The 12,163-nt window shown below is 71.2% G+C and carries 6 protein-coding genes; 4 read left to right on the top strand and 2 right to left on the bottom strand.

Features of this window, described 5'->3' with window-relative positions:
* The first annotated feature begins 11 nt into the window (after positions 1-11).
* Positions 12-419: a hypothetical protein gene (locus tag ACNAVT_RS16240; protein ID WP_416297108.1), complete on the top strand. Its 408-nt coding sequence runs from the start codon at positions 12-14 to the stop codon at positions 417-419.
* A gap of 117 nt (positions 420-536) precedes the next feature.
* On the opposite strand, the gene ACNAVT_RS16235 is transcribed toward ACNAVT_RS16240, so the two are convergent.
* Positions 537-2,297 (bottom strand): glycoside hydrolase family 6 protein, encoded by a 1,761-nt coding sequence (locus ACNAVT_RS16235; protein WP_416297106.1) that lies wholly within the window; start codon positions 2,295-2,297, stop codon positions 537-539.
* Positions 2,298-2,908: 611 nt separating this feature from the next.
* Between ACNAVT_RS16235 and ACNAVT_RS16230 the strand changes: the two genes are divergently transcribed.
* A complete protein-coding gene (locus ACNAVT_RS16230) occupies positions 2,909-3,811 on the top strand; it encodes a hypothetical protein (protein ID WP_416297105.1) in 903 nt (300 codons plus the stop codon).
* Positions 3,798-4,550 carry a class F sortase gene (locus ACNAVT_RS16225; protein ID WP_416297103.1) on the top strand — a complete coding sequence of 251 codons (753 nt, stop codon included), beginning with the start codon at positions 3,798-3,800 and terminating at the stop codon, positions 4,548-4,550. The genes ACNAVT_RS16230 and ACNAVT_RS16225 overlap by 14 nt, the downstream gene beginning before the upstream one ends.
* Before the next feature lie 70 nt (positions 4,551-4,620).
* On the opposite strand, the gene ACNAVT_RS16220 is transcribed toward ACNAVT_RS16225, so the two are convergent.
* On the bottom strand, positions 4,621-9,684 hold the full coding sequence (locus tag ACNAVT_RS16220) for an NAD-glutamate dehydrogenase (protein ID WP_416297101.1): 5,064 nt from the start codon (positions 9,682-9,684) through the stop codon (positions 4,621-4,623).
* Between the two features lie 287 nt (positions 9,685-9,971).
* Between ACNAVT_RS16220 and ACNAVT_RS16215 the strand changes: the two genes are divergently transcribed.
* Entirely contained in the window at positions 9,972-11,936 is a 1,965-nt protein-coding gene (locus ACNAVT_RS16215; protein WP_416297099.1) for a penicillin-binding transpeptidase domain-containing protein, read from the top strand.
* Positions 11,937-12,163 lie beyond the last annotated feature (227 nt).

Here is a 12,163-nt window from a genome sequence, read left to right as displayed (position 1 = left end):
AGGGCAGCAGCATGGCCGATCGTGACCGCGGTGGTGAGCGGCCGCTGGAGGAGACTCCCGAGGTGGCCGCGGCGGTGGACGACGACAGCACGGTGCCGCAGCTGCGTACCGGCGGGGGCGCCGACCGGGACAATCCGGTCTTCACCGAGCCCGACGGCGCGGTGCCCGATACCGGGTCGCCCGACATCCTGGGCGACCCGTTCGCGGCGGGGACGGGGCCGACCGGCACCGGGACGGGAGCGACCGGCACCGGGACCGGGGCGGCCGGAGACAACATCCGCACCGGGGCGGAGCAGCCGTGGGATCCCGAGGACCTGGTGATGGCGCGGGGCCAGGATCTCACTCCGGACAACCTCGAGCGGGCCCGCCGCGACCTGGCCGAACTGGGCCGGGCGGCGATCGAGAAGACGGTCCCCTGACGGCCGTAGGCCGCACAGCCAGGGGCCCCTGGCCGACCTCGCTCGGTCGACCAGGGGCCCGGGGAACCCGCGCGGCGGTGCCTCACTCCCGCCGCCGCGGGTGAGCCGGCCGCGCGCTCAGGAGAGCGGCGGGTAGGCGTTGCGCATGAGCTCCTGGAACTGCGCGGAGAACCAGTGGCCGGAGACCGGGGCGTTGGGCAGCGCGCCACTCAGGCTGTTGCCGTTGCGGGCGTTACCGGTGTACGTCGGGTCGCACATCCGGTCGAAGCCCTTGCCCTCGTCGTTCGCGATGGCGCTGCTGGAACCGTCCGACTCACCCGGGGGCTTGATCCAGACGTACGCGTCGATGCCCGCCTCGGGCGCGGCCTTCGGCCGCTCGCCGAGGCCCGCGCCGGCCTGGTTGCACCAGTTGCCGGCGTGGATCCGGCGGTCGATGCGGCCTCCGTTGACGTAGGTGTCGACGCTGGTGGTCGCGCCCGGGCCGGTGGGCCGGGCAGTGCCGCCCCAGCCGTTGCGGGAGGTGTCGATCAGCATGCCGATGTTCTGGTCGAAGCCGACGGAGACCAGCTTGTTCCGGAACCCCTGGGCGAACGACAGCTCGTCGACGTACTGGTTCCAGTCGATCCACTTGGACTGGCGGACCGACGTGCCGTTCACCGTGTCGGTGATCTTGACGTACGGCTCGCGCAGGGCCGAGTAGTTCGCCGTGTTGACGATGAAGCCGTGCACGTTGCGCACCGTGCTGCCGGAGGCGACGGCGGCGCTCTTCAGCATGTCGGCGGTCGGGCCGAAGTTGCTGTCCCAGCCGATCCAGCCATGGTGGGCGGCGTCGATGTAGTTGTAGACGTTGCCGAGGGCCCCCAGCTTGGCCAGGGCGTAGCCGACGCCGTTCACGTACGCGCCGTTGGCCTTGACGGTGTCACACATCACGGTGCCGCCCGCGTTGCCGGAGGTGTTGGTCACCAGGTTCGGCAGCGAGTCGATCTCGATGATGTTGATGATCCGCAGGCCGGCGTACTTCGGGTCGGCCTGGATCGCCGCGATCGGGTCGATGTACTCGGCCTTGTACCGGGGCAGGTCGTTCGGGCCGAGCTCGCCGTTGGAGGCGAGGGCGGCGCAGTCCCGGCCGGGCAGGTTGTAGATCACGAACTGGATGTAGCCGGCACCCTGCCGCAGCGCCTCGTCCAGGTGGGCACGCATGCCGCGGGCCCCCGGCGTGCCGTTGATGGCGGCGATCCGGTCCATCCACACGCCCGTCGGGTTGTTCGAGACCCGACTGCCGCCCGGCTCGGCGTCCGCCTTGGCCTTCCAGTCCGGGTTCACGTAGCCCTTGGCCCCGACGTACGGGTTGTCCACCTTCTGTCCGGGCGGCGGGCTGCTGGGCGGCGGGCTGGTCGGCGGCGGGCTCGTCGGCGGCGGCGTGGTCGGCGGGGTGGTGGTGGGCGGGGTGCCGCCGTTGCAGACCGTGCCGTTCAGGGTGAACTGGGTCGGCTTCGGGTTGCTGCCGCTCCACGCTCCGTTGAAGCCGATGGTGGCGCTGGCACCGGTGGCCAGCGACCCGTTGTAGGACTCGTTCTTCGCGGTGACGTTCCGGCCGCTCTGCGACCAGATCGCCGACCAGCCCTGCTGCACCTGCTGGGTGCTGTTCGGGAAGGTGAAGCCGAGGTTCCACGAACTGAGCGGGTCACCGATGTTGTTGATCGTCACGGTGGCGGTGAAGCCGCCCGGCCAGTCGTTGGTGACGTAGTCCACGCTGCACTGGGTCGCGGCCTGCGCCGCCGTGACCGGGATGGTCACCAGCCCGCCGGCAACCAGGACTCCCGCACCGGTCAGTGCGAGCGCCCGGCTCCGGCCGGACAGCCTTCTCCACAGATTCATGCCACTGATCTCCTTGGGCGAGACCGGATCCGCAATACGGCCCGGCGAAATGGCCCTCGGGACGTCCGCCGGGGACGGCCGTCGGTGCCACGGGTGTCTTCGGGGGTGCCCGACCCGGACGGGCGGTGGTGGTGGTGATCGCGACCGGCCGGCACGGCCGGCCGAGGAGTCTGACGTCGCCCGGGTCGACCCGGGTGCCCTCGACGTCTGTACTCGCGGTGTGGCTCCCCGAACCGCGTGCAGCGATTCTTGCATGGGAGCGCTTCCATGGCAATGCCTCGATGCGGATTCCGGCCAGCATACGGGGCGAACAGCCCGGGCGGCACGTGTGCGGCCGGTTACCGGCAGATGAGCCCGAGCAGGTGGAGCACGGCAGGGCAGCACAAAGGCGGGACGTCGGGGCGCAGGTACGCCGTGCCGGGCCACGTCATCCTGAAGGCCCCCGAAGAACCGCCAAAGAGGCATAAGGGTTTTAGCACCCTTATGCCTCCAAGGACCAACAGACTCCTAAACACGAATGTTTCCTCGGATACCTCGCGAAAGGGTCTAACGTCGGGCGTAGCTCGACCGTCGTCGGGCTCAGGACAAACAGGGATGGAGTGACGCAGGTCATGGGAAAGAAGATGCTCGGGAAGGTCGTTGCGGGCGCCGCTCTCGGTGGTGCGTCCCTGCTGCTGTTCACGCCCGGAATGGCGAGCGCGGCCGGGCAGAGCGCAACCGTCGTCGCCAAGCCGCAGGTCAGCCTTCTGGGGACCTGCCCCGGCAACCACGAGGACTTCGACTTCAAGGACCACGACCGCAAGGACGAGGACAACAAGGACCGCGACCACAACGACCAGGACAACAAGGACCGCGACCACAAGGACCGGGACAAGGACCGGGACAAGGACCGCGACAAGGACCGCGACCACAACGACCAGGACAACAAGGACCGCGACCACAAGGACCGGGACAAGGACCGCGACAAGGACCGCGACCACAAGGACCAGGACAACAAGGACTGGGGCGGCAGCGAGAGCTGGCAGCCCGGGGCCGGCGGCCAGGGTGGCGGCATGGTCGACGACCAGTCGGACATGGACCGCAAGGACCAGGACCGCAAGGACGAGGACCGCAAGGACCAGGACCGCAACGACCAGGACAACAAGGACCGGGACCGCAAGGACGAGGACCGCGACCACAAGGACCGGGACAAGGACCGCGACAAGGACCGCGACAAGGACCGGGACAAGGACCGCGACAAGGACCGGGACAAGGACCGGGACAAGGACCGCGACCACAACGACCAGGACAACAAGGACCGCGACCACAAGGACCGGGACAAGGACCGGGACAAGGACCGGGACAAGGACCGGGACCACTGCTTCCCGCGTGGCCACGTGGACGGTGGTGACGGTGGCATGACCACCACCAGCGTGGACCGCAGCATGGCCGCCAGCGGGGTGGGCGTGATCGGCGCCGCCGCCCTGGGCGGCATGGTCCTGCTGCGTCGGCGGCGGGGCAATGGCCTCGTCTGACCAGACGGCGACACGGGCCGGCGGCCGTCACGGGAGACCGTGGCGCGCCGCCGGCGCGGCCGTCGTCGTCCTCCTCGCCCTGGTGGGCGCCGGCATGATCGGTGCGTCGTACCGGACCGTGCCACCGCCCCGCCCGCCCCAACCACTCGCCCAGGCCGGGGCCGCAGCCCCGGTCGCGACCTCCGCGGCGCCCGTCGACGGCACCGGTACGGAGGCCGCCGACCAGCCACCCGCCGACGGCGGTTCCACCGCACCGAACCCGGACCTCGCCCCCGCCGGGCTGCCCCGGTCGGCCCCGACGACCATCTCGATCCCGAAGATCGGGGTGAACGCCGAGATCATGACCCTCGGCCTGAACCCGGACGGCACGGTCCAGGTGCCCCCACTGGAGCAGGCCATGAAGGCGGGCTGGTACTCCCCCGGCCCCAGCCCTGGCGAGGTCGGCAACGCCGTCATCATCGGCCACGTCGACTCGGCCAAGATCGGGCCGGCGGTCTTCTTCAACCTCGGCTCGCTCCAGCCCGGCGACACCATCAGCGTCGCCCGGGAGGACGGATCAACCGCCACGTTCACCGTCAACGAGGTGAAGTCGTACCCGAAGACCGCCTTTCCCACCGAGCTGGTCTACGGCCCCAGCGACACACCCGGCCTGCGGGTGGTCACCTGCGGCGGGGCCTTCGACCAGAGCGCCAGCAGCTACGTCGACAACGTCATCGCCTTCGCCACCATGACCTCGTGAGGCGGTGCACACGGGCGCGGCCCGGTGGTCGGTCACCCGACCACCGGGCCGCGCCGGTATCCGTTACGGGTCAGGCCGCCGCCGAGGTCCGCACCAGGGTCCGGATCTGCCGCAGCAGCACCGACAGCGCGGAGAGGTCGGCGCGGGACTCGTCGAACTCGCCCATCGCCCGGTGCGCCCGGTGGATCGAGGTAGCGTTCGCCTGCTCCCACTCCTGCACCCGGTCTACCGGTGACAGGCTGTCCGGGGTGGAACCGAGGACCTCCGCGGTGAGCGCGGCCAACGCGGCGTACAGGTCGTAGCGCAGCGCCATCCGGGCCAGCGTCTGCCAGCGGTCCTCCCGCGGCAGCAGGGAGATCTTCGACAGCAGGGCGTCGACCCGGAACCGGTCGGAGAGGACGAAGTAGACCGAGGCCACCTCGCCGACGTCCCGGCCGGTCGACCGGGCGGTCTCCACCACGTCGAGCAGGCCGAAGCTGTACATCAGCCGGGTCGCCTGCTCGGCCAGCTCGCGGGGCAGCCCCTTGCCGGTCAGCGAGTCGATGTGGGCCGCGATCGCCTCCCGCTCGCTGCCGTAGAAGAGGTTCTCCAGCCCGGGCAGGAGCCCGGCCACCCCGTCCCGCAACCGGGCGATCTCCCCCGGCACGTCGATCGGCGAACGCCGGTTGGTGACCAGCCAGCGCACCGCGCGGTCGAGCAGCCGACGGCTGTCCAGGTAGAGGCTGGTCTGCAGGTCGGGTGCGACATTGGCGTCCAGCGCCTCGATGGCGTTCCAGAGGTCACGCAGCCCGAACACCTCGCGGACCACCACGTACGCCCGCAGCACGTCCGCCGCCGAGGCGGCCGTCTCCTCGACCACTCGGAAGACGAACGAGATGCCACCCTGGTTGATCGCCTCGTTCACCAGCACGGTGGTGACGATGTCCCGGCGCAGCCGGTGCCGGCCCATCCGGTCGGCGAACCGTTCCCGCAGCGGGGTCGGGAAGTAGTTGACCAGGATGTCGGTCGTCCACTCCTCGTCCGCCAGCCCCTCGGCGACGATCTCGCGCTCCAGCACGATCTTCTCGTACGCCAGCAGCACCGCGAACTCCGGCGGGGTCAGGCCGGTCTCGTTGCGGACCGCCAGCTCCTCGTCCGGCGGCAGCGCCTCCAGGGCGCGGTCGATCTGCCCGGCCCGCTCCAGCTCGTTGATCATTCGCCGGTGCACCGGGAGCAGCGAGGCGGCCTGCGCCTGGGCGTTGTTGAGCGCCCGGGCCTGGTTGTAGTTGTCCCGCAGCACCAGCTCGGCGACCTCGTCGGTCATCTGGGCGAGCAACTCGTCCCGCTCCGGCACGGTCAGCGCGTCGTCGGCGACCGCCGTGTTGAGCAGGATCTTGATGTTCACCTCGTGGTCGGAGCAGTCCACCCCGGCCGCGTTGTCGATGAAGTCGGTGAAGATGCGGCCGCCGGTCTGCGCGTACTCGATGCGGCCGTGCTGGGTCCAGCCCAGGTTGCCGCCCTCGCCGGCCACCCGGCAGCGCAGGCTCTTGCCGTCCACCCGGATGGCGTCGTTGGACTTGTCCCCGACCTCGGCGTTGGTCTGCGTCGACGCCTTCACGTAGGTGCCGATGCCGCCGTTCCAGAACAGGTCCACCGGCGCCGTGAGGATCGCCTTCATCAGCTCCTGCGGGCTGAGTTGCGTCACGTCGTCGTCGAGGCCGAGCACCGCGCGCACCTGCGGCGTGATCGGCACCGACTTGGCGGTACGCGGGTGCACCCCGCCGCCGGCCGAGATCAGCTCCGGGTTGTAGTCCTCCCAGGACGACCGGGGCAGCTCGAACAGCCGCTTCCGCTCGGCGTACGAGGTGGCCGCGTCCGGGTCCGGGTCCAGGAAGATGTGCCGGTGGTCGAAGGCGGCCACCAGCCGGATGTGCTCGGAGAGCAGCATCCCGTTGCCGAACACGTCGCCGGACATGTCGCCGACGCCGACCACCGTGAAGTCCTGGGACTGGGTGTCGTGCCCCAGCTCCCGGAAGTGCCGCTTCACCGACTCCCAGGCACCCCGGGCGGTGATGCCCATCTTCTTGTGGTCGTAGCCGGCGGAACCGCCGGAGGCGAACGCGTCGCCGAGCCAGAAGTTGTGCGCGGCCGAGATCTCGTTGGCGATGTCGGAGAACGTCGCGGTGCCCTTGTCCGCCGCCACCACCATGTACGGGTCGTCGCCGTCGTGCCGGACGACGTCCTCCGGCGGCACGATCTCCCCGCTGGCGATGTTGTCGGTGACGTCGAGCAGCGCCCCGACGAACTCCTTGTAGCAGACCACCGCCTCGTCCCGGTCGCCCGGCTTCTGCTTGAGCACGAAGCCGCCCTTGGCGCCCACCGGCACGATCACGGCGTTCTTCACCATCTGCGCCTTGACCAGGCCGAGCACCTCGGTGCGGAAGTCCTCCCGCCGGTCGGACCAGCGCAGGCCGCCCCGGGCCACCGGCCCGTACCGCAGGTGCACGCCCTCGAACCGGGGCGAGTAGACGAAGATCTCGAACTTGGGCCGCGGCGCGGGCAGGTCCGGAATCGCCTGCGGGTCCAGCTTGACGGCGACGTACGACTTGGGCCGCCCGCCGGCCGGCTTCTGGTAGAAGCTGGTCCGCAGGGTGGCCTGGATCAACGTCAGGTACGACCGCAGGATGCGGTCCTGGTCGAGGCTGGCCACGTCGTCCAGCGCCGCGCCGATCGCCGCGACCAGCTCGCCGCTGCGCTCCCGCCGCTCGTCCATGGTGGCCGCGCCCGGGGCGAACCGGGTCTCGAAGAGCTCCACCAGCAGCGACGCGATCTTCGGGTACGCGATGAACGTCTGCTCCATGTACTCCTGGGAGAAGACGGTGCCGGCCTGGCGCAGGTACTTCGCGTACGCCCGGAGCACCACCACCTGTCGCCAGGTGAGCCCGGCCCGCAGCACCAGCTCGTTGAAGCCGTCCACCTCGGCCTCGCCCCGCCAGGCGGCGGCGAAGGCGTTCTCCACGTGCGGGCGCACGTCGGCCAGCTCCTGGTGGCCCTCGGGCAGCCGCAGACCGAAGTCGTAGAGCCAGATCCGGCCGTCGACCCGCTCCACCTCGTACGGGTGCTCGTCGACGACCCGCACGCCGAGCGAGTGCAGCACCGGCAGCACGGCGGAGAGCATCATGGGCTCGCCGTACCGGTAGACCTTGAACCGGACGTCCATGGTCTCGTCGGCGTCCGCGCCCCGGCCGCCGCCCACCCGCGGTGCGAGCTGCTTGCGGAACAGGTGCATCTCCAGCTGGCCGGGCTCCTCCAGCAGCTCCAGCTTCGCCAGGTCCTTCATCGCCTCGTACGGCGTGTGCCCGTCCTTGTAGCCCTCCGGGAACGCGTCGGCGTACCGGCTGAACAGGTGCTTGGCCTGCTCGTCGCCGAGCTTGCGCTCAAGCACCAGCCGGTAGTCGTCGTCCCAGAGCCGGGTCGCGTCGGCCAGCTCCTCGGCGAGCAGGTCGGCGTCGATCTCCCCGGGCGGGTTGTTCGGGTCGGTCCGGACGGTGAAGTGCACCCGGGCGAGCATCGACTCGGTGACCCGGGTGGTGTAGTCGACCCCGACCCCGTTCAGCTCGCGCAGCAGGATGTCCTGCATGCGCAGCCGGTTCTGCGTGGTGAACCGGTCCCGGGGCAGGTAGATCAGGCAGGAGAGGAACCGTCCGTACCCGTCCCGCCGCAGGAAGACCCGCAGCTGCCGACGGCCCGCCATCCGCAGCACGCCGATCACCGCGTGGTACAGGTCGTCGGTCTTGATCTGGAACAGCTCGTCGCGCGGATAGGTCTCCAGGATCTGCACCAGGTCCTTGCCGGAGTGGCTGCGCAGGCTCAGCCCGGAGCGGTCCAGCACCTCGGCGACCTTGCGGCGGACCACCGGCAGCTCCTGCACGCTGGTCCGGTATGCCGCGGTGGAGAACAGGCCCAGGAAGCGCCGCTCCCCGACCACCTCGCCGGCCTCGTTGAAGATCTTGAAGCCGATGTAGTCGAGGTAGGCCGAGCGGTGCACGGTGGCCCGCGAGTTCGCCTTCGTGATGATCAGCAGGCGCTTCTCCAGCACCTTCTCGTGCGCCTCGGGCGTCATCGACGCCAGCGACCGAGCCTCCGGCGAGTCGGAGCGCAGGATACCCAGCCCGGTGCCGAGGACGGCCTCCAACGCCTGGCCGCCGGCCGCGCCGTCGGTGTCGACCAGCCGGTACTCCCGGTAGCCGAGGAAGGTGAAGTGGTCGTGCGCGAGCCAGCGCAGCAGCTCCACCGAGTCGGTGATGTCCTTCTCCGGCACCGGCGGCCGGTTGTCCGAGGTCCGCGCGGCGGCCAGCTCGTCGGCCAGGGCCAGGGCCCGCTGGCGCATCTTCGGCCAGTCCTCGACCGCCTCGCGGACGTCGGTGAGCACCCGCTGGAGCTCCCGGCGCAGCTTCTCCCGCTCGGCCGGGTCACGGACCGGATCGATCTCGATGTGCATCCAGCTCTCGACCAGGTCGCCGGCGATCGCGTCGTCCGGCTCCACGTCGGCGGAGACCTCGGTCAGCCGACCCAGCGGCTCCCGCCGGACCACCACCAGCGGGTGCACCAGCAGGTGCACGTCGAGGTGGTGCGAGTTGAGCAGGGCGGTCACCGAGTCGACCAGGAACGGCATGTCGTCCGTCACGATCTCGATGACCGTGTGGTGCTGCTCGGCGTCCGGCTCGTGGATCCGCAGCTTCAGCTCGCCGGGCACGCGCTGCTGGGCCAGATCCCGGTGCGCCCGGGCCGCGTCGAGCATCTCCTCGGCGGTGAAGCCGATCAGCTCCTCGTCCGGCGCGAACCGCCAGAAGCGGCCGACCAGGGTCGCCGCGTCCTGGTCGTCCCCGGCCAGCGCGACGGCCTGGGCCACCAGGCTCTCCGCGTTGGGTACCGGCTCGTCAAGCTCGGCGTCCTCCGTCTCGTCGGCCAGCGCCTGCGCGGGCAGGCCCAGCTCGTGGAGGGTGTCGATGCTGGAACCGGTCATCCCGGTCACTCCTGTGTCGAGACGGCCGAGACCATCTCCGTCGGTCGCCGAATCGAAGCTGTCGTCATGCCGGCTGGTGTCAACCTGCCGGAGGTCGGGTCCCGGTTTGATCGCCGGACGCCGGTCCATCGGTGCCACTCCCCTCGACCCACCGCGTTGTGGGTCACTCTCACGCCCAGCCTAGGCCTGCCGCTCTGCCCGTTTGTCGGCGGACCACTGGCCGGACGTCCGGATCGGGACTCTGTCCTTTCACCTGTTGCGGGTGCGTGGTCGGCCGGTCGCGGAGTACCCCGGCTCGCGATGTTCATCACACTGCCACAGCTGCGTCTTTCCGCACCTCAGGGTGCCCGCGGGGCGGTGGGAACGCGCGCGCCGTACTACCGTGCAGGGCAGTTTCGTACCGGAGGGACTGCTTCATGCCCGTGTCGTACCCCGTTCGCCGCCGCCTCTCCCCTCGTCGTTCGGTCCTGGCGGCGCTGGCCGCCACCGCCCTGGCCGCAGGCGGGTTGACCGGGTGCTCCGGCGAGGACGGGCCGGAGCAGAGCGTCGACGCCTTCCTGAAGGGCTGGCGCTCCGGCGACCTCCAGGCCGTCGGCTTCATCGACCCGATGGGCGCTCGCGTCCCGGCCGACGAGGTGGCGAAGGAGATCAAATCGCTCTCCGGCGAGCTGGCCGCCACCCCGCCGGAGCTGAAGCAGGCCGGCGACGCGAAGATCACCGCCGACATCGCCACCGCCCGGGTCCAGGTGACCTGGACCCTGCCGGGCCAGACCCGCTGGTCCTACGAGAGCCCGGTACGCCTCAGGCGCGGCGACGACCAGTGGCAGGTGATCTGGGAGCCGAAGGTCGTCCAGGAGAAGTTGGAGAAGGGCGACCGGCTCGCGCTGCGCCGCGACGCCGCACCGCGGGCGGGGGTGCTGGACGGCGCCGGCGCCCCGCTCGTCGCGCCCCGGCCGGTGGTCCGGGTGGGCGTGCAGCCCAGCGAGGTCACCGACGTCAAGGCACTGGTCCGCAAGCTCGACGGCGCGTTCAAGGCGATCCGGCCCTCCCTCACCCCACCGGTCGACCTCACCGACCTGCCCAAGCGCCTCAGCGCGGCCGACCCGCGCGCGTTCGTCGAGGTGGTGACGCTGCGCGACGAGGCGTACCGCCAGATCAAGCCCCGGATCCACAGCCTGCCCGGCACCATGTTCCGTGCCGACGAGCTCGACCTGGCGCCGACCCGGGAGTTCGCCCGGGCCCTGCTCGGCTCGGTCGACCCGGCCCAGGCCGACGACCTCAAGACCCACCCCGACAAATACGTCGCCGGCGACCTGGTCGGCCACGGCGGCCTCCAGGGCCGGTACGACGACCGGCTGCGCGGCACCCCCGGCCTGACCGTGTTCACCGAGCGCCCCGGCCCCGACGGCACCAGCACGCCCACCGGCACCGAGGTGTTCCGCAGCGAGCCGAAGACCGGCCAGCCACTGAAGACCACCCTCGACGTGGCCGCGCAGAACGCCGCCGACGCGGCGCTGCGCGGGCAGCCCCGGCGCTCCGCCCTGGTGGCCGTACGGATCAGCGACGGCGCGGTGCTGGCCGCCGCCAACGGCCCCGGCCCGGCCGGCGAGAACCTCGCGTTCAACGCCCAGGTGCCGCCGGGCTCGACGTTCAAGATGGTCAGCGCGCTCGCCCTGCTGGACAAGGGTGCGGTGACGCCGCAGACGACGGTCCCCTGCCCGAAGACGTTCGAGGTCGACGGCCGCTCGTTCAAGAACTCCGACAACTTCGAGCTGGGCTCGGTCCCGTTCATCACCGACTTCGCGAAGTCCTGCAACACCGCCTTCACCGCGCTGGCACCGCAGCTCGGTCCGGACGGCCTCGCCACCACCGGCCGTACGCTCGGCCTCGAGGCGAAGTGGGACCTCGGCATGGACGTGTTCCCCGGTGCGGTCTCCACCGGTGGCTCGGCCACCGAGCAGGCGGCCGCCGCGATCGGTCAGGGCACCACCGTGGTGAGCCCGCTGGCCATGGCCGGTGCCACCGCCGCCGTGGCCCGGGGCCGCTGGGAGCAGCCGAAGCTGTTGCTGGACCCGGCCCCGCAGCAGCTCGCCCCGGCCGGCCCGGACCTGCGGGCGGAGTCCGTGGCGGCGCTGAAGACGATGATGCGCGCGGTGGTCACCAGCGGCACGGCCAGCGCCCTGAAGGACGTCCCCGGCGAGCCGGTGTACGGCAAGACCGGCACCGCCGAGTACGACAACAATCCGGCGCACACCCACGCGTGGTTCGTCGGCTGGCAGGGCGACGTGGCGTTCGCGGTCTTCGTGGAGCAGGGCGGGTCGAGCACGGCCAGCGCGGTCCCGATCAGCGAGCGCTTCCTCCGCGCCCTCGCCACCCGCTGACGGCGCGCCCGATCAGGCGATGTCGATGCCGGGGCGCGGCGGTTCGGCGGGCGCCGTCGACTCCTCCTCGGCGACGGGCACCCGACGCAGCAGCCCCGGACCGGTGCCGGCCGGACCGGCCGGCTCGGGCGCGGTGAGGGCGTCCAGAGCCGACACCCGGCGCAGCAGCCCCGGACCCGCGCCGGCGGGCGGACCGACCGGCTCGGGCGGGCGAACCGCCTCCGGCT

This window comes from Micromonospora sp. SL4-19 (genome assembly GCF_047921475.1).
In the GTDB taxonomy this organism is placed as follows: Bacteria; Actinomycetota; Actinomycetes; order Mycobacteriales; family Micromonosporaceae; genus Micromonospora.
The sequence above is the reverse complement of the archived record's forward strand: the minus strand, read 5'-3'. Positions and strand labels throughout refer to the sequence as shown.

Excerpts from the sequence above, each read along its gene's own strand:
- ACNAVT_RS16240 (WP_416297108.1), top strand. The coding sequence starts at position 12 with ATGGCCGATCGTGACCGCGGTGGTGAGCGGCCGCTGGAGGAGACTCCC.
- ACNAVT_RS16235 (WP_416297106.1), bottom strand. The coding sequence starts at position 2,297 with ATGAATCTGTGGAGAAGGCTGTCCGGCCGGAGCCGGGCGCTCGCACTG.
- ACNAVT_RS16230 (WP_416297105.1), top strand. The coding sequence starts at position 2,909 with ATGGGAAAGAAGATGCTCGGGAAGGTCGTTGCGGGCGCCGCTCTCGGT.
- ACNAVT_RS16225 (WP_416297103.1), top strand. The coding sequence starts at position 3,798 with ATGGCCTCGTCTGACCAGACGGCGACACGGGCCGGCGGCCGTCACGGG.
- ACNAVT_RS16220 (WP_416297101.1), bottom strand. The coding sequence starts at position 9,684 with ATGGACCGGCGTCCGGCGATCAAACCGGGACCCGACCTCCGGCAGGTT.
- ACNAVT_RS16215 (WP_416297099.1), top strand. The coding sequence starts at position 9,972 with ATGCCCGTGTCGTACCCCGTTCGCCGCCGCCTCTCCCCTCGTCGTTCG.